Here is a 20,423-nt window from a genome sequence, read left to right as displayed (position 1 = left end):
CGGGGGGTATGAGGAATCGGAACCAATAATATATTGGCACTGACATTCATCGACACACTATTGAGTTCTCAAAGAACACACGCACACACATCCGCACCGGCTATCAACCGGGACTTCCGCGAGGCAACTGTTCCAGCCTAAAGCACGCACCCCACAGTGTCAAATCTCTGCTGGGTCGTGCAATCTGGCATGTCAGGCGCTCCCCGTCCTACCTCGTTTCCCAGGCCGCTAGGCTCCGGGTCGGTGTCCGTGTCGCTCTGACTCGACATAAGTTACGCGGTGCGGAACACAAGGTCAAATCGGCACTACAAGCGTGTAATTCCGCTGGTCAGACCTACCGCAGACCGCTCGGAACCGGGCTTGGGCCACCGATATGTGACCCAAGCCACGACACGATCAGGCTCCCGCGCGCCGGGCGCCGGCCAGGTTCTTCTTGCCCCGGCGCAGCACCAGCCACTGTCCGTGCAGGTAGTCGCTGTCCTCGGGCGTCCACTCGAGGTCCGAGACCTTCTCGTTGTTCACGTACGCGCCGCCCTCGTTCACCGCGCGCCGCGCCGCGCCGCGACTCTCGGCCAGACCGCTCGCCACCAGCAGATCGACGATCGTCTCGGCCGGCTTCACCTCCGCGACCACGCCGTCGGCGGCGGCCTCACGCAGCGCCGCCCCGAGCGTCGGCTCGTCCAGCTCGCGCAGCTCACCGCGCCCGAACAGCGCTTGGCTCGCCAACTGCACGGCCTCCGTATTCGCCGCACCATGCACCAGCGTGGTCATCTCGGCGGCCAACCGGCGCTGCGCCTCCCGCGCGTGCGGGCGCTCCGCGGTCGCCTGCTCCAGCTCCGCCAGCTCCTCCCGCGACAGGAAGGTGAACCAGCGCAGGTACCGGACGACATCGGCGTCCGCGGTGTTCACGAAGTACTGGTACCAGGCGTACGGGCTGGTCATCTCCGGGTCGAGCCACAGGCTGCCGCCGCCGGTGGACTTGCCGAACTTCTTGCCGTCCGATGAGGTGACCAGCGGCACGGTCAGCGCGTGCACCGAGGCACCGTCCACGCGCCGGTTCAGTTCCACGCCGGCGATGATGTTGCCCCACTGATCCGAGCCGCCGACCTGCAAGGTGCAGCCGTGCTGGCGGCGCAGCTGGAGGTAGTCGTTGGCTTGCAGGAGCATGTAGCTGAACTCGGTGTAGGAGATGCCGTCACCCTCGAGCCGGCGTTTGACGGTGTCGCGCGCCAGCATGACGTTCACCGAGAAGTGCTTGCCCACATCGCGCAGGAAGTCGACCGTCGACAGCGGACCGGTCCAGTCCATGTTGTCGACGATGATCGCGCCGGTATCGGACTCGTCGAGGTCGACGAACCGCTCCAGCTGCGACCGGATCCGCCCGGCCCAGTCGGCGACGGTATCGGTGGAGTTCATGGTGCGCTCGCCGACATCGCGGGGGTCGCCGATGAGTCCGGTGGCGCCACCGGCCAGCACGATCGGCCGGTGCCCGGCGCGCTGGAAACGCTTGAGGGCGAGCAACGGAACCAGGTGTCCGGCGTGCAGGCTGGCGGCGGTGGGATCGAAACCGGCATAGAGGGTGAGCCGACCGGCCGCCAGCGCCGCGCGCAGAGCGTCCAGGTCGGTGGACTGCGCGATCAGTCCACGCCAGGTCAGTTCATCGATGATGTCGCCGCTTCGTTCGCTCACGCCTCGTATCTTTCCGTATCCCCGTCCTGCGCCGATGCGCAGGTCTCGGCCGGAATTGTGCGGCAGGCGCACACCGCCGGGCCACCGATTTACCGCGGACATGGTGATGGCCACCTGGTACGGCGCCCGGGGCATCCGCCGACCAGATGGCCATCGGATCGATCACCGCCAACCCGACAAGTGATCGATCGCCGAAAAGCACGACGCGGCAATCGGTGACTTCCGATCGCCGGGTCGTGCTCAGGAGTGGGTCATCGCCGCAGTGCGCTGCGCAGGTCGGCGATGGTGGAGCGGCGCTCGTAGGCGATCCAGGCGAAGATCGCGGCCAGCGCCAGCGGGAAGATCGACATGTTCGGCGCGTCGGCGATGAACGCCTGGGTGGCGGCGGCGAGGATGGTCAGCACGCTCAGCCCCGCGGCGGCCAGGGCGCTCACTCGCGGCACCATCAGGCCGATGCCACCCGCGACCTCGACGACGCCGATGAAGATCAGCAGCGCCATCGGGATGGTCAGATTCGCCGGGGCGTTGTCCATGAGCAGGTGCGGGATCACCAGTTTCGGCCCACCGGAGGCGATGATGAAGAACAGACCGAGCACGATCTGCGACGTCCACAGGACGCGGTTGCGGATGGTGCCGGGGTTGTAGTGGGCGGCGGGGGCGGTGTTGGTGGTCATGTCGCTGCATTCCTTCGGGTCGTGCGCGCCGGGTTGGTAGCGCGTTCACCAGATAGGACGGAGCACCACTGCGGAATTCATCGCACCCACCGAAACTTTTCAGAACGGCTCCGCGCGCGGACTGCGGCGATAGGCCGAAACCGCTGGTGAGGACGGAATCCAGAAGCGCCAGGCGATATCGGCGGCGGTACTCACGCCCACCCGCGGACCGCTGGCGATCGCCTCCGCCGGCAGCGCGCCGCCGAGTTCCAGCCGGATCGCGGACCGCGGATCGAACAGCGGAGTTCCATAGTCGGCCAGGGTGATTCCGAGCGCACTGCCGAGATTGCCCGGGCCCCGGGCCAAGTCGGCGTCGGTGCGCGCCGTGGGCCGCCGGGCGCGCACCTGTTCCAGTCCCGCGATCACCTCCGCGGAGCGCAGCAGCACCGCGCTGGCCGTCCCGTCCGGGCCGCTGGTGACGTTCACACACCGGTGCATGCCGTAGCTGAGGTAGACATACAGCACCCCGGCCGGACCGAACATCACCGCATTGCGGGTGGTGCGCCCGCGCCCGGAATGTGAGGCGGTGTCCGGCCAGGGGCCCGCCGGGTCGCCGCCGTAGGCCTCGACCTCCACGATGCGCACGGCCACCGGCCCCGACCACAGTGTCGCGCCGAGCAATCGGCGGGCGGCGAGCGGTGGTTCTACTACCAGTTCATCGGCGGGCACGGTTCCCCATTGTTACGGACCCTCACACGTACGAACTGTGGTGGCCGGTCCGCAAGGTGACCACGTCATCGACGATCACGGCGGCATAGGCGACGGCGACCACGGCGGCCAGCTGCGCCCAGGCCACCCAGTAGACGCCGATCGGAATGGTCGCGCAGACCACGGCCGCCGAGATCAGCCTGGTCCACGGCCGGGGCAGCCCGAGTGACAGCCGGAACCCCCACTGCCCGGCGAAATAGAGTGCGACGCCCACGGACAGCGCCGACGCGGCGGCCAGACCGGCCCGTTCGTTTCCGTGCGCGATGCTCATCTGGATGCCCGCAGCGGCCAGGGTGACGCCGAGCAGCATCGGATACAGCGAGTAGCCGTAGGCGAGCACGGCGGGCCGGGATCGCTCCCGGGGCGGTATCGCGGTGAGCGCGTGTTCGCCGCGCTCGTCGTCGATGCCGAAGTAGGCCCACCACAGCACATAGGCCAGCGCCAGGCCGACCGCGACATTGGCGATCAGGCCGAGGGTGAGTTCGCTCCCGGTCAGGCCGACGCCGATGGAGACGATCGATTCGCCGATCGCGACGATGATGACCAGGCCGTGCCGTTCACTGAAATGTTTGGCCCGGACTTCGAAGTTGCTGGTGTCGATGAGATACGGGCTCAGCACCTGGCATGCGAAACCCAAGGTCCAGCACAGGTATTGGGGCCAGCCGTGCAGGCAGCCGCCGACCAGGATCAGTGCGCGGCGATCGCGTTGAACGGCGCGATCCGCTTGATCGCGATGATCGCCGACTGGCCGCCGCTGGAGGCGAACAGGGCGCCGTGGATCACGGTGACCAGGGCGTAGCCGAGACCGAACACCACGCCAGTGCCGTGGAACGCGTCGGGGATGGCCAGTGCGAGCACGAAGAATCCGAACATGCCGACCAGCAGCAGCGACCGTCGGGTACGGGAGGACGCTGCGCGGGCGGTAGGCGCGAGTCCGGTGCGCCGCACGATCATCCGAGGCTGCCGGGCTCGATGGCAAGCCCCTTCAGCTTGTGCGGGTTGACCTGGAATCGCAGGTTCTGGATGCGGCCGTCGACGAGGTCGTAGGTGAACGCGGCGACCGGCCGGCCGCCGATGTGTGCGAGCGCGCCGAGTTCGCCGTTGATGTGCGCGGGGGTGAGCTCGATGCCCGCGACCGTCGGCTTGGCCAGCACGCCGAGCACCCAGCGCGCGACGTGGTCGGGGCCGTGGAGCGGGCGCCGTGCCGCGGTGACCACGCCGCCGCCGTCGGACCACGAGGTGACCTCGGGTGCGAGCAGCCCCATCAGCGCATTGAGGTCACCGCCCGCGCAAGCGGCCATGAATTGCTCGGTGACTTGTGCGCGTTCGGCCGTGTCGGTGTCGAAGCGGGGACGTCGGGATTGCACGTGCGCGCGGGCCCGGTGCGCGATCTGGCGCACGGTCGCCTCGGATTTGTCCAGGGTGTCGGCGATTTCGGCGTGCGTGTAGCCGAACACCTCGCGCAGCACGAAGACCGCCCGTTCGACCGGGCTCAAGGTTTCCAGGACCACCAGCATCGCGGTGGAGACCGTGTCGGCCATTTCCGTCTCCTCGGCAATGTTCGGTGTGGTCAGCAGCGGCTCGGGTAGCCATGGGCCGACATAGGTTTCGCGGGTGGCCCGGGCGGAGGTGAGCCGGTTCAGCGACAGATTGGTGACCGTGCGCACCAGATACGACTTGGGGTGCTGCACGGTCGACGCGTCGATGGTGTGCCATTTGAGCCAGGTGTCCTGGAGGACGTCCTCGGCGTCGGTGACGGTGCCGAGCATCCGGTACGCGGTGGCGAACAGCAGCCGGCGGTGTTCGAGGAACGGGTCGGCCGGGGACGGGGCGGTCATGGCACTCGTACTCCTGATTGTGGTCATCGGGCGATCCGGCGGGTCACCCGATGATTCTCACGCGGCGGCACGGGTCGCCCGGCCGCCTTTGGACAACTGGACCAGAACGAGCATCCGCTTGCTCAGCTTGAAGGTGATCGGCGGCGAGTTGCTGACGCTCGCCTTGTAGGCGATGGCCGCGCGCCCGGTCAGGTAGTAGCGGCCGGGAGTGTCGTCGGCCTTGGTGAACTGGATGACCGCGTCCTTGCGGCCCAAGCTGACCGGCTGGTGGAAGTAGCCGAACCGGAAGGGCCGCACCGGCTTTCCACGCAGCCGGCGCGCGATGGTGTCGGCCGTGTAGGCAGCGGTGGGGATACCCGACTGGCAGGTGCCGTGAATCTGCCCCCAGGCCTGACGAACCGCGGCGGCATCACCCACGGCGTGGATGTTCGGGTGCGAGACCGACCGCAGGGTCGGGTCGACCACGATCAGACCGTGCGCGTCGGTTTCGATGCCCGCCTCGGCCGCCAGGGGCGAGACCCGCACGCCCGTGGTCCACAGTGCCAGGTCGGCCGAGATCATCTCGCCGCCTTCGAGTTCCACCGCGTCGGGCAGCACCTTGACCACCTTGCGGCCGATCCGGCGGATGATGCCGAGCCGGTCCAGCGCTTTGGTCAGGTGGGCGCGCGCCCTGTCCCCCATCATGGCGCCGGGTTCGCCGGTGCTGATCAAGGTGACGGTGAGATCCGGGTGCTGCTCGGCGATTTCGGTCGCAGCCTCGATACCGGTGAGTCCGCCACCGCAGACCACCACCGAGCCGCGGCCGATCGCCGTCAGCTGCTGGGAGATCCGGTGGGCCCGGCGGGGATCGTCGAGTGTCCACGCGTGTTCGGCGACGCCGGGGACGAGGCTGGTGTCGGTGCGACTGCCCAGTGCGTAGACCAGTTCGTCGTAGCGCAGGATCGCCTCGCCGTCGACCTGGACAGTCTGTTCGGCCGGGTCGACGGCGGTGGCCCAGCCCTGGACGAAATCGACGCCGGAGCCGTCGAGGATCGCCGGAATGTTGTGGTCGGCCAGTTCCTGGCCCGCCGCGATCTGATGCATGCGCAGCCGCTCGGTGAACCGGGCCGAGGGGTTGACCAGGGTGATGTGGGTGTTCAGCTTGCGGGTGCGGTAGGCCAGCCGCACGGCGGTCAGCATTCCGGCGTAGCCGGCGCCCAGGACGACGATGCGGTGGGTGTTGTTGGTGCTCATGGTGGTTGCTCCCGACGGTGTCGCGATGGATGACGACCATGGGACAGGCGACCGCGCGCGAACGTGACAACCCCGCTATGTGACCCGCCTCACTTGCCGAACGCCTCCTGGCGCAGCAGCTGCATCATGCTCGGATTGTCGGTCGTGGTGACCACCCCGACGACCTCGCGCACGAAGCTCCCCTGCTCGGCGAGACGCAGCAGGGCGGCCGCCAGGTCGACTCGCGCGGTGAAGCGGTGATCGGCGTGCCCGGCGACCACCGTGTAGTCGGTGACGGCCGGCAGGTCGTAGAGCCCGCTCGGGCGCACCACGGTCCAATCCAGCTCGGTGGCGGTGATCAGGGCTTCCATCCGGCGCATGTCGTCGTAGAGGGTTCTGCCGAGCACTCGGGCCACATACGGCTGCAAGACCCGGTTGAACAGGAATCCGCCGTCAGAGTACGCGTGCGGTTCGACCGCGCTGGAGGACACGACGGCCACGCGCCGCACCTCGTGGCGGCGCATGGCGGCCACGATATGCGCCGCGCCGGCGGAGTAGGTGCTTATCTCCCCCTTGCCGAACGGCACACCGAGCGCCGACAGCACCGCGTCCGCGCCCGCGATCGCGGTGTCGACCGAATCCGGTTGCAGCACATCGCCTTCGAACACGGTCAGCTGGGCGTGCCGAAGCGGGAAGTCGGCGGGCCTGCGGGTGACGGCGACGACGTCGTGGCCCGCCGCGAGGGCTTGGCCGACGAGCAGGCGGCCGGTGGGTCCGTTGGCTCCGAACACGATGATGCGCATGGGTTCCTCCTGGGTTGCGACGCCGTTCCGTCCGAGCGCCGTATCATATGAGAACCATATCATCTAATTTGAAAGTCGTAATATATGGATGACGTAAATAATCGGCGGTGGAGCAGCGAAGCCGCGCAAACCGCCCTGCGCGAGCTCAACACCCAGCTGGCCCTGCTCAATCGGCAACTGGGCAGCGCGCTCACGATCAAGGACACCGACTGGAACTGCCTGGACCTGATCAACCGGAACGGGCCGCTGAGCCCCGGCGCGCTCGCCAAGCTGGCGGGCCTGCACCCGGCCACCATGACCGGTGTCCTCGATCGCCTCCAGCGCGGCGGGTGGATCATCCGGGAACGCGACCCCGAGGCAGCCGATCGACGCGCGGTCGCGGTGCGCGCCGTCGGCGACCGCACCCCCGAACTGACCCGCGTCCTGTCCGGGATGCGAACCCGCATGGACGCGCTGTTCGAGCAGTACACCGACGACGAACTCGCGCTGATCACCGAGTTCATGCGCCGCGCGGCCAGCGCCGGGCACGACGCCGCCGCCGAACTGGCTCAGGGGTAGAACCAGGGACGATATGGGGCGGCTCCCGGATGCCGGGAGCGGGCCCGAATTCCTACCGTCGGAGAATGTCTTCGGTTTCCTCTCGGCCGCGCTGGTTGCGGCGACTGTTGTTGAGTCTTGTCGCACTCGTCGTGCTGGTGCCCGCGACGGTCGGCGGCTGCGTCACCTGGGTCTACACCGGCGCGGCGCTGTCGACGGTCGGCACGGATTTCCGCAACGAACTGGCGATCCCGCCGCTGGCCGAGGGCAGCCTCGGCCCCGACGGCACTCGCGTCTTCGACCTCGAAATGCAGTCCGGGCGAAAGGAATTCCGCCCCGGGCAGCCCACCGAGACCTGGGGATTCAACGGCGACTATCTGGGGCCGACACTGCGGGCGCGCCGCGGCGAGCGGGTCGAGGTGCGGGTGCGCAATCGACTGCCAGAGGCCTCGACCGTGCACTGGCACGGCATGCACCTGCCCGCGGCGATGGACGGCGGCCCGCATCAGATGGTCGACGCGGGCGCGGACTGGGCGCCGCACTGGACCGTGGATCAGCCCGCCGCGACCCTCTGGTACCACCCACACCCGCACGGCAAGACCGAACAGCATGTGCGGCGCGGACTCGCGGGCATGTTCCTGCTGGACGACGACATCGCCGATTCCCTCGCGCTGCCGAGCACCTACGGCGTCGACGACCTTCCGGTGATCGTGCAGGACGTGAAGTTCGACGGCTCCCGTCTGGACAACTCGCACAAGATATTTCGCAACGCCGGGTTCCTCGGTGAGCAGATTCTGGTCAACGGCACCCTCACGCCCTATCGCGAAGTCGGCGACGAACTGGTCCGGCTGCGCCTGCTCAACGCCTCCACCGCGCGGATCTACAACTTCGGCCTCGACGACAACCGCTCCTTCGCGCTGATCGGGACCGACGGCGGCCTGGTCGAACGGCCGAGCATGCTGGATCGCCTGCAACTCTCACCCGGCGAGCGCGCCGAGATCGTGGTGCGGATGCGGCCGGGCGAGCGAACGGTCTTGCGCGGCAACCCACTCGACGCCGGACTCGACTTCTGGCAACAGCGCTTCTCCGGCGGCGACGACCGCTTCGACATTCTCGAACTGCGCGCGGCGGCCGCCCTGCGCCCCTCCCCCGAACTTCCGGCGGCGCTTGTCGCACCGGAACTGCCCGACGGCGCGGATTCGGTGCGCGAGCGCCCCTTCGACCTGAGTATGGGCGGGATCAACAATGTGCCGATGGCGATGGACCGGATCGATCTGACGCTCACCCGCGGAGAAACCGAGACCTGGGTGCTGCGCAATGTCGACGGCGTGCCGCACAACTTCCATATCCACGATGTGCGCTTCCGGGTGGTCTCGGTGAACGACGCGCCGCCACCGCCACCGCTGGCCGGCGCCAAGGACACGGTGTTCGTCGGGCCGAACAGCACGGTGCGGGTGGCGGTGCGCTTCGACGGCCCCGCCGATCCGGACACGCCGTACATGTATCACTGTCATCTGCTCTGGCACGAGGACCAGGGCATGATGGGCCAATTCGTGATCGTCGAACCAGGTCAGAGCGCCGGAACGGCGCCGAAGCACGAGCACTGATCCCTTGCGCCGGGTTCCTCGGCGCGCTAAATTCATCACACAGTGAATTCAACGCTCGATGAATTGAGCGCTCCGAGGAATCGAGGCGACCATGCCCAACCCCTCCGAACCCGCCGTCCAGGTGCGCGACCTGACCGTCCGCCGCGGCAAACACGAAGTGCTGCACACTATTTCGCTGACCGTGCCGCGCGGATCGATCACCGGGCTGCTCGGCCCATCCGGCTGCGGCAAGACCACGCTCATGCGGGCCGTCGTCGGCACTCAGATCATCGAATCCGGCACGGTCCGGGCGCTCGAGCTGCCCGCCGGGTCACCGGAACTGCGCCGCCGGATCGGGTACGTGACCCAGTCGCCCAGCATTTACCCCGATATCAGCGTCCGGGAGAACATCGCCTACTTCGCCGCGCTCTACGGCCGTGACCGGGCGGCCGTGGACGCCGCGCTCGCCGCGGTCGGGCTCTCCGAACACGCCCGCCAGCGTGGCGACGAACTCTCCGGCGGTCAGAAGACCCGCGCCTCCCTGGCCTGCGCGCTGGTCGCGCGGCCCGAGCTGCTCATCCTCGACGAACCCACCGTCGGCCTGGATCCGGTGCTGCGCGTGGACCTGTGGCAGCAGTTCCGCGAATTGGCCGCGGGCGGAACGACCCTGCTCGTCTCGAGTCACGTGATGGACGAAGCCGACCACTGCGACCGGCTACTGCTCATGCGCGACGGACACGTACTGTCCGAATCGACGCCCGCCGAACTGCGCGAACGCACCGGCGAACAGAACCTGGAACGCGCCTTCCTCACCCTCATCACGATGGGATCCCCCGCATGACCGCCACCCGCACGCGGCCCACCCTGCGGCCGTATCTCGCGACCACCGAACGCATCCTGCGCCAGTTGCGCAACGACCACCGCACCGTCGCCATGATTCTCGTGGTCCCGGCCCTACTGATGACGCTGCTGTATTTCATCTACGAGGAAGCACCGCACCCACCGCACGGACCCACCCTGTTCGACAGGGTCGGCATCAGCATGCTCGGCATCCTGCCGTTCATCGTGATGTTCCTGATCACGGCGATCGCCATGCAGCGTGAACGCACCTCCGGCACACTCGAACGCCTGCTCACCACGCCGCTGTCCAAACTCGATCTGCTGGCCGGATACGGCACCGCGTTCTCGCTGGCCGCCGCCGCGCAGGCCGGGGTGGCATGTCTGGTGTCGTTCGGGCTGCTCGGGCTGGACGCGGCAGGCAATCCCGGCTGGGTCGTACTGATCGCGATGATCGACGCGGTGTGCGGTGTCGCGCTCGGGCTGCTCGCCAGCGCGTTCGCGCGCACCGAGTTCCAGGCCGTGCAGTTCATGCCGGTGGTGGTCGCACCGCAGATCTTCCTGTGCGGGTTGCTGGTCTCGCGCGATCAGCTCCCCGGCTGGTTGCAGCCGATCAGCGATCTGATGCCGCTGAGCTACGCCGTCGACGCGCTCCAGGAGGTGGCCCGGAATCCGGAAGCGACCGGGCAGATGTGGCGTGACCTGGCGGTGGTGACCGGATTCGCCGTCGTCGCGCTGTGCCTGGGCGCGGCCACCCTGCGGCGGCGCACTCCGTGACAGCGAAAGCGAACGGCACCGGGCGCTCGGGCAGACGCCCCGGGCAATCCGGTGCGCGCCAGGCGATTCTGGACGCGGCGCGGACGCGATTCTCCGAGGCCGGATTCGACAAGACCTCGATCCGGGGGGTGGCCGCGGCCGCCGGGGTGGACCCGGCGCTGGTGCACCACTATTTCGGGACCAAACAGCAGCTGTTCGCCGCGGTGGTCGACCTGCCGGTCGACCCCGAGGCGACGCTGAAGTTGATCGACGCGGCACCGCTCGACGAGCTCGGGCCGACACTGCTGCGCGCGGTGGCCACGGTGTGGGATTCCCCGGCGGGGCCCGGCCTGATCGCGGCCGTGCGCACCCTGCTGGGCGGCAACGATCCGGAATTGGCGCGCACCTTCCTGCTGGAGGTGGTGCTGGAACGGGTGCGGCTGCGGATCGCGACACCCGCCGACGACGGGCGCAAGCGGATCGCGCTGGTCGCCTCGCAGATGATCGGGGCGCTGGTGGCCCGCAAGATCGTCGGAGTGGAACCGCTGGCCTCGATGCCGATACCGGAATTGGTGGCAGCGGTGGGGCCGACGGTGCAGCGGTATCTGACCGGCGTGGTCGAGCCGGGCTAGTTCTGGCTCTGGCCGGTGAACGCGGTGTGCTCGGCGTCGGTGACGTCGCGGGCCTCATCGATCAGCAGCACCGGGATGCCATTGTCGATCGGGTAGGCACGGCGCAGTCGCGGGTTGTAGAGCAGCGATTCACCGCCGCCCGCACGGACCAGCAGCAGCGGGCCCTTGTCCTGTGGGCAGGCCAGCAGGCTCAACAGGGTGGCGTCCACAGCGGTGTGTTCAAAAGACCCGGTCTCCGGCATGACCGAAAACTTACCCGACGTCCGCGACGGCACGATCACGCTCCCGGGCTTCGCGGCGACGCTCACGCACATACATGAACTGGAGCAGCCCCAGCCCGCCCAGCCCGGCGACCGCGCACAGCACACCGATCTTCCAGCCCGGCGGACGCCAGGTCAGCACCAGCTCGGCACTGTTCGTTCCCTGCGGAAGATCCACGGCGACAAAGGATTTCGCGGTGACCGAGATCGGAACGGTGCGGCCGTCGAGGGTGGCGCGGTAGCCGGGCCAGCCCAGCCGCGCGAACACGATGCGCCCGCCCTGGGGCGCGTTCACCCGGACCCGGCTGGTGGTACCGGTCTCCGACAGCGAGGTGGCCTGCCCGCCCTTCATATCGGCGACCCGGCCGTTGCCGGTGGAGATCGGACCGTTCACGCGTTCGAGCACCCAGATGTAGTTCTCGTGCCCTGGGTAGTCGACCCACTTCCAGCCCTCGGGCGCGGGCCGCTCACGCGCGTCCGGGAACAGCGCGCGCTGCAGGACGACCCGATCCAGATTCATCAGATCGACCAACGGACGCCCGGTGGATTCCTCCGGCGCGAACAGCCGGCGATAGGCATCGGGACAGACACTGGAATCCCAGCGCATGCACAGCAGCTCACCGAAATAGAAGTGCCCGGTCGGGGTGTAGCCATTGACATAGCTGAGATCCAGCGACTTGGCGTAGTTGCCGAACACCAGCGACCCGTAGGCACCCTCGAGGCTCTTGTCACCAGGCTGCACGAGTCCGCGTTCGGCGAGCTGGATGGTGTTGCCGCCGAAATCCGGGAACGCGGCCTTGGCCTCGGAACGGTTGGTCGGGAAGTTGTAGCTCATCGGCGTCGGCTGCGCGGCCTCGACCTGCCAGAACGCGATCGGGAACATGGCCGCGATGCTCAGCGCGCAGACGGCGGCCACGCCCCGGTTCCGCCGCAGCCACACCGCGGCCGCCACCAGCCCGCCCACCACGAGCACGGCGATCACATGCCGGACGATATTGTGCGGATCCGCCGAGAACGAGCGCAACCACAGCGCCCCGATCAGCACCGCGGCCGCGATCGCCCGCGAACGCAGATCCGCCAGCGTCCCGTAGCGCGACACCAGCACACAGACCAGCACCAGCAGCCCGATCGCCAGCATCGGCAGCAACCGCACCGGCCAGCGCAGCGGGCCGACGGTGCCCGGGCCCGCACTCCACATCAGCACCATCAGCGCGAACAACGCCACCGCCGAAAGCTCACGCCACGACTCCCGCGCCCGGCGCCAGTCGACGAAGGCCAGCGCCGGAATCAGGAACCACGCGATATAGGTGACCGGCAGCGGCTGCACGTAGCCCCACCAGGAGGTGAACGCCGGCAGCGTGCTGGGCAGGCTGGCGTTCAGCGACTCCGACCACGGAATCGTCAGGAACTGGTCGTTGATCACCGCCGAGGTGCCGCGCCAGGTCACCTTCGCCGACAGGATGCTGGGCAGGAAGGTCAGCAGACCCGCCAGGCCCGCACAGCCCGACACCGCAACCAGCTTCGGCACATTCACCCATTTGCGCTGGTACAGCGTCTCGCCGACGGCGACCGCGGCCAGCATGAGCACGGCCTCGACGGCCGGGAAAATGTACTGGGTGGTGATCGTCAGATACAGGAAGACGAAAACCGGGACGGGACCGGAGGTTCCACGCACATAGCGCACCGCCGAAGCCCAGGCGTGCACCAGCCACGCCGTGCCGGTCAGCGCCGTCATCCAGCTCGCCTGGTCGAAGAACAGGAAGAACCCCGACAGCGGGAACGCCACCCCGGCCACCGCCGACCACCACGGTTTCGCACCGTAGGCCAGGCAGATCCGGTACACGCCGAGCGCGGCGACGATCGAGAAGATCAGCTTCACCGCCGTCGCATAGAGCGCCATATTGTCCACCGACGGCGCGATCAGGTCGATCAGCAGCTGCGGCGGATTGAACAGGCCGGCGTCGTCCATGGTGTTGTTGCCCGACATCCACCGTTCGGGCACCAGCACCGGGAACTCACCGTTACGCAGAGCCTGGCCGAGCCCGATCCACAGCCCCGTGTACTGGGATTCGGTGTCGTCGGTGTAGAAATGCCGGGCATTGGCCAGCAGGACCGCGAGGTAGCCGAGGACCACGCCGAGCGCGGTGACAGCGCCCCAGCGGAACACCGCACCGCGCAGGAAGTCCCAGCGGTCGACGGAAGCCGGGCCGGTCTCGAGAGCTTCGGGCTCGGGAATCCGGTCTGCCGTTGCCACTGCACTGTCCGTCACGAGTCCCGTACCCTACCGTGCACCGGTGTGTGAGCGCCGAAAGCACCGAACTCGCACCGTGTTAGAGTTCGGCCGCTCGGTCTCTACATGTCAGGCCAGGAGTACCGGCACGCACCGATAGCGAAAGTCGATTCAGCTGATGCCGCTTCCCCCCGCACGCTCCACCACCAACGGCGATGGCCGCCGCCCGGGCGCGGACCAGCCGCACACGGTGTCGGTGGTGGTGCCGATCTACCGGGGCGAGCACACCATCGGGGATCTGGTCGCCGAACTGCACCGGACGACCGAACCCGCCACCAGCCCCGGCGGGGCCGCGTATGTCGTCGAGGAGATCGTGCTGGTGCACGACCACGGCCCCGACCGCTCCGATGTGGTGCTGGCGGAACTGGAGCGGAGCTATCCCGAGGTCCGGGTGATCTGGCTCAGCCGCAACTACGGTCAGGACGCCGCGACCATCGCGGGCATGTCGGCCGCGCAGGCCGACTGGATCGTCACCATGGACGAGGACGGCCAGCACGATCCCGCCGCCATCGGCGCGTTCCTGGACGCGGCCCTGAACGAGCGCGCGGACCTGGTCTACTCCAAGCCGAGCAATACCCGCCCGCACGGATTCCTGCGCAACATCACCTCGCGCGGCGCGAAGATCGTGCTGGCCACCGTGTTCGCCTTCCCCGATTCCACCCGCTTCGAAAGCTACCGGCTGATCCGCGGCGATATCGGCCGCCAGCTCGCCGGGGTCGCCTCCAACGGCGTATACCTGGATGTCGCGCTGACCTGGGTGGTCGGCACGGTCGCCCAGGTGCCGGTGGCATTGCGCGCGGAGGGCCGCGAGGAATCCGGCTACAACTATCGGCGCCTGTTCTCGCTGTTCTGGAAGATGGTGCTGTGCAGCGGAACCCGCGGTCTGCGCGTGGTCAGCCTGCTCGGTGTCACCCTGGCGCTGATCGGTGTCGCGCTGGCCGCGGTCTTCGCCTACGAGGCGCTCACCCGGGACAACTGGGCACCCGAGGGCTGGACCTCGCTCATGGTGGTGCTGCTGCTGGTCTCCGGCGCGATCCTGTTCTCACTCGGCCTGATCGCCGAGTACCTCGGCGTCGCGCTGCACGTGCTGGTAGGCAAACCCCTGTATCTGACGGTAGATTCGCCGACACCGCGCCCGGCGCGGGACCTGTCCAGCACCGTCACCAGCAGGGGGACCGATCGTGTCGAGCACTGACCGCGTCATCTTCAGCCGCCCCTACCGCGCGCGCCGGGAGCTGGCCAATCTGGAGACGGTGCTGTCCTCCGATCACAGTCACGGTGACGGCCAGTTCACCGCCGCGGCCACAGCGAAGCTCAAGGCGATCACCGCGGCGCCGCACGCGCTGCTCACCACCTCCTGCACGTCCGCGCTCGAAATGTCCGGGCTGCTGCTCGAACTCGGACCCGACGACGAAGTGATCGTGCCCAGCTTCGCCTTCACCTCCACCGCCACCGCGATGGCCTTGCGCGGGGCCACCTGCGTATTCGCCGATATCGATCCGGCGACCGGCAATCTGGATCCCGCGTCGGTCGCCGCCGTGGTGACACCGCGCACCAAGGCGGTGGTCGTCATCCACTACGGCGGCGTCGCCGCCGACATGGCCGGTCTGCTCGAGATCGCGGGCGCGCACGGCCTGGCGATCGTGGAGGACAACGCGCACGGGCTCGGCGGCAGCTGGCAGGGCCGCAAGCTCGGCACCATCGGCACCCTGGGCACCCTGAGCTTCCACGACACCAAGAACGTGCACTGCGGCGAGGGCGGCGCGCTGCTACTCACCGACGAGATCCTGATGGCGCGCGCGGAGATCATCCGAGAGAAGGGCACCGACCGGGCCCGGTTCCTGCGCGGCGCGGTGGACAAGTACTCCTGGCAGGACATCGGATCCAGCTATCTGCCCAGCGAACTGAACGCGGCGGTGCTGGACGCGCAACTCGACGAGTTCGAGACCATCCAGGCCGGACGGCACCGGGTGTGGGACGCCTACGCGGCCGCCCTGCCGGAGTGGGCCGCCCGCAACGAGGTTCGGCTCATGGCGGTGCCCGCCGACCGCGAGCACACCGCGCACCTCTACTACCTGCGCACGCCGACCGAGGCCCGCCGCGACGATCTGATCACGCATCTGCGCGAGCGCGGCATCGTCGCGCCGTTCCACTATGTGCCGCTGGATTCCAGCCCGGCCGGGCTCAAGCTCGGCCGCACCCCGGTGCCGTGCGTGCGCAGCGCCGAATTCTCCTCGACGGTCGTGCGGCTGCCGCTGTGGCCGGATCTGGCCGACGCGCAGATCGCGCGCGTGGTCGAGGCCGTCACCGCGTTCCGGGTCTAGGGCTCGGCATGCCCGCGGGCCCTACGTGGTCAGGGCCGCCCGCTCATGCCGACAGCACGTACATCTTCTCCCGGCCGCCCGCGATCACCTCGCTGCGCACGACGCGGTCGGCGTAGCGGGCGAAGAACGCGTCCAGCGTGCTCTCGGTGAACCGGTGCGCCTGCGTGCCGGTGCCCGCGTTGGTGAACCGCTGGCCGACGGCCGCGAGCAGACGGTTGTCGCTGGTGGCCAGGTTGCGGATGGGTTCGGCCACGATCACCTGGGTGCGGGCGGCGGCCAGCATGCGGTCCAGCACGGCGGCCGGGTCGGGCAGGAAGTGGTAGAGGCTGGCCTGCATGAGCACATAGTCGGCCGCGGGCAGCGCGGCATCGGAGTTCATGTTCCAGACCAGGCCCCGCCCGCCTGCCTTGGTGAGCTCGGCGATGAACCCGTCGTTGAGGTCCAGGCCGGTGTAGTCGACGGACTTCTCGCGCAGGTACCTGGTGTACAGCGTCGCCGGGCCGCAGCACACGTCGGCCACGCTGGCGCCGGCCGGGATCGAGGCGGCCACCGCGCGATAGCGGGCCGCGTAGTACCGGCCGTACAGTCCGCGCATCAGCACCTCGTACAGGGTGCTGTTGCGGTAGATGAGGCTGGTACTCACGAGAATTCCCCTGGACGGTCATCGATCATCGGCTGCGGCATCGGTGACCACTATGCCAGGTGAATCCGGTTGATCCGCAGCGAGATCCGGCCCGCGCGCAGCGGCACGGACCGGATCGCGGCGTGCCGGGACTACTCGACCACTTCGATGATGTCGCCGGGGTTGACGTGGTTGTAGAGCGCCTCGGCGCCCTCGGGCACCATCCGGATACAGCCGTGCGACTGTTCCTCGATCGGCCCGATGTGAGTGGCGATGTCGCCGTTGAAGAACACCGCCCACTCCATGGGCGCGTTGTGCATGGTGCTCCAGTGGAACGGCTTCTTGAAGGCCACCCGGAAGACGCCGGGCGGGGTCTCGAAGCCGGGCCGCCCGTGCGAGATCGGGGTCGGGCCGTAGGTGACCCGGCCGTCCTCCATCAGCCAGGCCTGGTTCATCGATTTGCTCATACAGACCCGGGCGCCGGCCGAGGTGCAGGGCGCGAACACCGGTGGCGCCGGTGGGGGCGGGATGAGGGCCGGTACGCCCGGGACATCGGGGCCGCCAGGCCAGAGCGGGTCGGCGGCCGCGGTCGGCGCCATCCCCATTCCGGCTACCGCGATGCCCGCTAGCAGGGCATATCCGGCCGATGCTCTTCGTACACGAATACTGCTCATCATCACGCCGACCTCCTGGGCCTTGCCGCCGCGTCCGCACCGCGAACGGCGTCTGTGGCGATTCAGGGCCCCTGACCCGACCCCTCTGCGCCGTGGTTGAACGAAACAGTCGAGAGAAGTCGATGGTTACCGACACGAGGTTGCACGGTCAACGCCTCTTGCGAGTGCGTAACCGTTCTGTATCCGACGGCGTGGCGGCCGATCAGGCGGCGTCGGGTGCGGTAACGGGCTTGCGGCGGAACGAGATGTGCCGGTGCCCGAAGAAGCTGGCGATCGCGACCAGGCCCATGACCACGACCGCGGACGGAATGTCGGGCAGGTGCAGGATCGAGACGGCCAATTGCAGCAGCAGCATATTCATCAGAAGTCCACCGGAATTCACGCCGCAGAAGGCGAGGAAATCCCGGATCAGGTGTCCGCGGACCCGGAACACCAGGGTGCGATGCAGGACGAACGCGATGACGATACTGACCGCGTAGGCGGCGGCGGGCGCGGCCGCGGCGGGTACGTGATCGCCGAAGACCTTCAGCCACATCACCGTCAGGGCCATGCCGAGCCCGGTGTTGACCATGCCGACCATCGCGAACGCGATCTCCTGGCGTCGCACCAGCCGCAGCAGGGGCCCCGGATCGGGCTCTGTCGCGATCGTCTGCACGGCTCTACTCATATCATCCCGCGGGGACCGGCTCGGGCTCGGGCCGCTCGGACGGTTCCGGTGTGTTGTCGGCTCGTCGCTTGCCGCGCAGGTAGATCCATTGCAGCAGGGCCAGGTCGAGCAGGCCGAACACCGCGGCGCCCACACCGATCGGCCAGCCGGGCGGACTCCAGGACAGCACCAGTTCACCATCGTGGATGCCCGGCGGAATACGTACGGCGGCAAAGACTTTCCCGACCTGCTCGACCGGAACCTCGGTCCCGTTCAGCGTGGCGGTGTAGCCGGGCCAGGCCAGGCGCGCGAACACCACCTGACCGCCGCTGGTGGAGTCGACCCGCACCCGGCTCTCGGTATCGGATTCGAACTCCGAGGTGGCGGTGGCGCCGGAAACCGCGGACACGCGACCGTTCTCGACCGAGATGAGACCGTCGGCGCGCTCGAGTACGGCGATGTACTTCTCGTGGCCGGGGTAGTCGACCCAGCGCCACCCGGCCGGTGCGGGCTGGTCGCGCGCGCCGGGATAGAGCGCGGTGTGCAGCACCACACGGTCGACGTTCATCAGGTCGACGATGGTCTTGCCGGTGCTCGGCTCTTGCGCGAAGGCACGCCGGAAGGCATCCGGGCACACGCTGGTGTCCCAGCGCATGCACAGGGTTTCGCCGAACCAGAAGTGCCCGTTCGGGGTGTAGCCGCTGACGTAGGTCTTCTCCAGATTCTTGGCGTAGTTGCCGAATACCAGCGACCCGTAGGCGCCGGCGAGCGTGCGCTCGTCCGGGGGGATCAACGCGCGGTCCGCGAGTTGCAGTGTGGTGCCCGGGAATTCGGGGAAGGCGGCCTTCATGTCGGTGCGCTTCTCCGGCAGGTTCCAGCCCAGCGGCGTGGGCTGGGCATGCTGGACCTGCCACCAGGCGATCGGCGCGACCGAAATCATGATCAGCGCGGCCGCGGCGGTCAGTCCCCGGTTCATGCCGAGCCAGACCGCGCCCGCGCCCAGCGCCAGCACCACGACCGCGGCGGCCAGATGCCAGCCCAGCTGGTTCGGGGCGGCGGTATACGAACGCACCCACAGCAATCCGACCAGCAGTGCGGCGGCCACGGCGCGCGGACGCCAGTCGCGCGCGGTCGCGAACCGGCCGAGCAGCACGCAGACCAGGACGAGCAGGCCCAGCGCGACCATCGGCAGGACCCGCGCGGGCCAGCGCAGCGGGCCGATGGTGCCGGGCCCGGCGGTCCAGAACAGCACCAGCGCCGCGAACAGGATGGGCGCGCAGAGTTCACGCGCATGCGTGCGCGCCCGGCCCCAGTCGACGAACGCCAGTGCCGGAATCAGGAACCAGGCGATGTAGACCACCGGCATCGGCTGCACGTAACCCCACCACGAGGTGAAGGCGGGCAGCGTGCTGGGCAGGCTCGCGTTCAGCGATTCCGACCACGGCACGGTCAGCAGTTGATCGTTGTTGATCTGGGCGGTGCCGCGCCAGGTCGATGTGGCCGACAACGCACTCGGCAGGTACGTGGCCAGCCCGGCCAGCGCCGCGCACACCGCCGCGGTGGCCAGCCGCAGCGACGGCAGCCACCGCTTCTGATAGATCCACTCCCCGAGCGCGACCGCGCCGATCATGATCGCGGCCTCGACCGCCGGAAAGACGTACTGCACCGAGATGGTCAGGTACAGGAAGACGAAGGTGGGGATCGGCCCGGTGCGCCCGCGCGCGTAGCGCACGCCCGAAGCCCAGGCATGCACCAGCCAGGCGGTGCCGGTCAGCGCGGTCCACCAGGTGGAGGAGTCGAAGAACAGCATCCAGCCGGTGAACGGCATGCAGATGCCCGCGACCGCCGCCCATGGCGCTTTCGCCCCGTACACCAGGCAGACCCGGTACACGCCCAGCGCCATGATGATCGCGAAGATCAGTTTGACCAGCGTGGCGTAGAGCGCGAGGTTCGGCACCGACGGCGCGAGCAGATCGATCAGCAGCTGCGGCGGATTCAGCAGCCCCGCTTCCTCGATGGTGTAATTACCGCCCATCCAGTGCTCGGGCACCATGGTGGGCAGTTCACCCTCGCGCAACCGGCGGCCCAGCATCACCCACAGTGGGGCGTACTGGGATTCGGTGTCGTCGGTGTAGAAATGCCGGACGTTGGCCAGCAGTACCGCGAGGTAGCCCACCACGACGCCGAGCGCGGTCAGGCCGGCCCATGTGTTCACGGCTCGGGGATCGCGAGTTCCACTGTCCACCACGAGTTCCAGACCCTACACGGCTCGCCCCGATTCGCGCCGCGCGCTACG

Annotated in this window: 21 protein-coding genes; 7 read left to right on the top strand and 14 right to left on the bottom strand. The window is 68.5% G+C overall.

Going from position 1 to position 20,423, the window contains the following annotated elements; genetic code table 11:
• Positions 1-396: 396 nt before the first annotated feature.
• The 8 genes from tyrS to ACFVMC_RS22860 all read right to left on the bottom strand — a co-directional run bounded on the left by tyrS (position 397) and on the right by ACFVMC_RS22860 (position 6,963).
• Entirely contained in the window at positions 397-1,689 is a 1,293-nt protein-coding gene (tyrS, locus tag ACFVMC_RS22895) for a tyrosine--tRNA ligase (RefSeq protein WP_379213221.1), read from the bottom strand.
• Positions 1,690-1,940: 251 nt separating this feature from the next.
• The gene (locus ACFVMC_RS22890) at positions 1,941-2,363 is read right to left on the bottom strand and encodes a DoxX family protein (RefSeq protein ID WP_379213219.1); all 423 of its coding nucleotides are present in this window, start codon (positions 2,361-2,363) and stop codon (positions 1,941-1,943) included.
• A gap of 99 nt (positions 2,364-2,462) precedes the next feature.
• Entirely contained in the window at positions 2,463-3,071 is a 609-nt protein-coding gene (locus tag ACFVMC_RS22885) for a DNA-3-methyladenine glycosylase (RefSeq protein ID WP_379213217.1), read from the bottom strand.
• A gap of 22 nt (positions 3,072-3,093) precedes the next feature.
• Complete coding sequence (locus ACFVMC_RS22880; RefSeq protein ID WP_379213215.1) at positions 3,094-3,747, bottom strand: low temperature requirement protein A; 654 nt, start codon at positions 3,745-3,747, stop codon at positions 3,094-3,096.
• Between the two features lie 50 nt (positions 3,748-3,797).
• On the bottom strand, positions 3,798-4,058 hold the full coding sequence (locus ACFVMC_RS22875) for a low temperature requirement protein A (protein ID WP_379213214.1): 261 nt from the start codon (positions 4,056-4,058) through the stop codon (positions 3,798-3,800).
• Between the two features lie 2 nt (positions 4,059-4,060).
• Positions 4,061-4,948 carry an RNA polymerase sigma-70 factor gene (locus ACFVMC_RS22870; RefSeq protein ID WP_379213213.1) on the bottom strand — a complete coding sequence of 296 codons (888 nt, stop codon included), beginning with the start codon at positions 4,946-4,948 and terminating at the stop codon, positions 4,061-4,063.
• Positions 4,949-5,005: 57 nt separating this feature from the next.
• Entirely contained in the window at positions 5,006-6,181 is a 1,176-nt protein-coding gene (locus tag ACFVMC_RS22865) for an NAD(P)/FAD-dependent oxidoreductase (RefSeq protein ID WP_379213211.1), read from the bottom strand.
• An 89-nt stretch (positions 6,182-6,270) separates the two neighbouring features.
• The gene (locus ACFVMC_RS22860; protein WP_379213209.1) at positions 6,271-6,963 is read right to left on the bottom strand and encodes an NAD(P)-dependent oxidoreductase; all 693 of its coding nucleotides are present in this window, start codon (positions 6,961-6,963) and stop codon (positions 6,271-6,273) included.
• Positions 6,964-7,047: 84 nt separating this feature from the next.
• Here ACFVMC_RS22860 and ACFVMC_RS22855 point away from each other — a divergent pair, with 84 nt between their 5' ends.
• From ACFVMC_RS22855 to ACFVMC_RS22835, 5 genes are all read left to right on the top strand, one after another.
• The gene (locus tag ACFVMC_RS22855) at positions 7,048-7,521 is read left to right on the top strand and encodes a MarR family transcriptional regulator (RefSeq protein ID WP_379213207.1); all 474 of its coding nucleotides are present in this window, start codon (positions 7,048-7,050) and stop codon (positions 7,519-7,521) included.
• Between the two features lie 65 nt (positions 7,522-7,586).
• Positions 7,587-9,107 carry a multicopper oxidase family protein gene (locus ACFVMC_RS22850; RefSeq protein ID WP_379213205.1) on the top strand — a complete coding sequence of 507 codons (1,521 nt, stop codon included), beginning with the start codon at positions 7,587-7,589 and terminating at the stop codon, positions 9,105-9,107.
• Positions 9,108-9,198: 91 nt separating this feature from the next.
• Positions 9,199-9,927, top strand: a complete 729-nt coding sequence (locus ACFVMC_RS22845) for an ABC transporter ATP-binding protein (protein WP_379213204.1) — start codon at positions 9,199-9,201, stop codon at positions 9,925-9,927.
• Positions 9,924-10,700: an ABC transporter permease gene (locus ACFVMC_RS22840; RefSeq protein WP_379213202.1), complete on the top strand. Its 777-nt coding sequence runs from the start codon at positions 9,924-9,926 to the stop codon at positions 10,698-10,700. The genes ACFVMC_RS22845 and ACFVMC_RS22840 overlap by 4 nt, the downstream gene beginning before the upstream one ends.
• On the top strand, positions 10,697-11,311 hold the full coding sequence (locus ACFVMC_RS22835) for a TetR family transcriptional regulator (RefSeq protein ID WP_379213200.1): 615 nt from the start codon (positions 10,697-10,699) through the stop codon (positions 11,309-11,311). The genes ACFVMC_RS22840 and ACFVMC_RS22835 overlap by 4 nt, the downstream gene beginning before the upstream one ends.
• Here the strand turns inward: ACFVMC_RS22835 and ACFVMC_RS22830 are convergent.
• Positions 11,308-11,553: a Trm112 family protein gene (locus ACFVMC_RS22830; RefSeq protein WP_379213198.1), complete on the bottom strand. Its 246-nt coding sequence runs from the start codon at positions 11,551-11,553 to the stop codon at positions 11,308-11,310. The two genes, ACFVMC_RS22835 and ACFVMC_RS22830, sit on opposite strands and share 4 nt — an antisense overlap.
• Positions 11,554-11,563: 10 nt before the next feature.
• Positions 11,564-13,738, bottom strand: a complete 2,175-nt coding sequence (locus ACFVMC_RS22825) for a hypothetical protein (protein ID WP_379213298.1) — start codon at positions 13,736-13,738, stop codon at positions 11,564-11,566.
• A 241-nt stretch (positions 13,739-13,979) separates the two neighbouring features.
• Here ACFVMC_RS22825 and ACFVMC_RS22820 point away from each other — a divergent pair, with 241 nt between their 5' ends.
• Positions 13,980-15,056: a glycosyltransferase gene (locus tag ACFVMC_RS22820; protein WP_379213196.1), complete on the top strand. Its 1,077-nt coding sequence runs from the start codon at positions 13,980-13,982 to the stop codon at positions 15,054-15,056.
• Entirely contained in the window at positions 15,043-16,185 is a 1,143-nt protein-coding gene (gene rffA, locus ACFVMC_RS22815; protein WP_379213194.1) for a dTDP-4-amino-4,6-dideoxygalactose transaminase, read from the top strand. The genes ACFVMC_RS22820 and rffA overlap by 14 nt, the downstream gene beginning before the upstream one ends.
• Positions 16,186-16,228: 43 nt before the next feature.
• Here rffA and ACFVMC_RS22810 read toward each other — a convergent pair whose 3' ends face one another.
• From ACFVMC_RS22810 to ACFVMC_RS22795, 4 genes are all read right to left on the bottom strand, one after another.
• Positions 16,229-16,828: a class I SAM-dependent methyltransferase gene (locus tag ACFVMC_RS22810; RefSeq protein WP_379213192.1), complete on the bottom strand. Its 600-nt coding sequence runs from the start codon at positions 16,826-16,828 to the stop codon at positions 16,229-16,231.
• 131 nt (positions 16,829-16,959) lie between these two features.
• Positions 16,960-17,484 (bottom strand): L,D-transpeptidase, encoded by a 525-nt coding sequence (locus tag ACFVMC_RS22805; RefSeq protein ID WP_379213296.1) that lies wholly within the window; start codon positions 17,482-17,484, stop codon positions 16,960-16,962.
• A 199-nt stretch (positions 17,485-17,683) separates the two neighbouring features.
• Positions 17,684-18,148, bottom strand: coding sequence for a GtrA family protein (locus ACFVMC_RS22800; RefSeq protein WP_379213191.1), 465 nt, complete (start codon positions 18,146-18,148; stop codon positions 17,684-17,686).
• 1 nt (position 18,149) lies between these two features.
• Positions 18,150-20,342 (bottom strand): hypothetical protein, encoded by a 2,193-nt coding sequence (locus ACFVMC_RS22795; RefSeq protein WP_379213189.1) that lies wholly within the window; start codon positions 20,340-20,342, stop codon positions 18,150-18,152.
• Positions 20,343-20,423 lie beyond the last annotated feature (81 nt).

Source organism: Nocardia sp. NPDC127579 (assembly GCF_042672005.1).
In the GTDB taxonomy this organism is placed as follows: Bacteria; Actinomycetota; Actinomycetes; order Mycobacteriales; family Mycobacteriaceae; genus Nocardia.
This window is presented reverse-complemented; position numbering and strand designations above follow the sequence as displayed.

Bases quoted from the DNA above. Each gene is read 5' to 3' on its own strand.
- ACFVMC_RS22850 (WP_379213205.1), top strand. From the start codon at position 7,587: ATGTCTTCGGTTTCCTCTCGGCCGCGCTGGTTGCGGCGACTGTTGTTG.
- ACFVMC_RS22830 (WP_379213198.1), bottom strand. From the start codon at position 11,553: ATGCCGGAGACCGGGTCTTTTGAACACACCGCTGTGGACGCCACCCTG.
- ACFVMC_RS22805 (WP_379213296.1), bottom strand. From the start codon at position 17,484: ATGATGAGCAGTATTCGTGTACGAAGAGCATCGGCCGGATATGCCCTG.
- ACFVMC_RS22855 (WP_379213207.1), top strand. From the start codon at position 7,048: ATGGATGACGTAAATAATCGGCGGTGGAGCAGCGAAGCCGCGCAAACC.
- ACFVMC_RS22800 (WP_379213191.1), bottom strand. From the start codon at position 18,148: ATGAGTAGAGCCGTGCAGACGATCGCGACAGAGCCCGATCCGGGGCCC.
- ACFVMC_RS22845 (WP_379213204.1), top strand. From the start codon at position 9,199: ATGCCCAACCCCTCCGAACCCGCCGTCCAGGTGCGCGACCTGACCGTC.
- ACFVMC_RS22890 (WP_379213219.1), bottom strand. From the start codon at position 2,363: ATGACCACCAACACCGCCCCCGCCGCCCACTACAACCCCGGCACCATC.
- ACFVMC_RS22840 (WP_379213202.1), top strand. From the start codon at position 9,924: ATGACCGCCACCCGCACGCGGCCCACCCTGCGGCCGTATCTCGCGACC.
- ACFVMC_RS22870 (WP_379213213.1), bottom strand. From the start codon at position 4,948: ATGACCGCCCCGTCCCCGGCCGACCCGTTCCTCGAACACCGCCGGCTG.
- ACFVMC_RS22860 (WP_379213209.1), bottom strand. From the start codon at position 6,963: ATGCGCATCATCGTGTTCGGAGCCAACGGACCCACCGGCCGCCTGCTC.
- ACFVMC_RS22820 (WP_379213196.1), top strand. From the start codon at position 13,980: ATGCCGCTTCCCCCCGCACGCTCCACCACCAACGGCGATGGCCGCCGC.
- ACFVMC_RS22865 (WP_379213211.1), bottom strand. From the start codon at position 6,181: ATGAGCACCAACAACACCCACCGCATCGTCGTCCTGGGCGCCGGCTAC.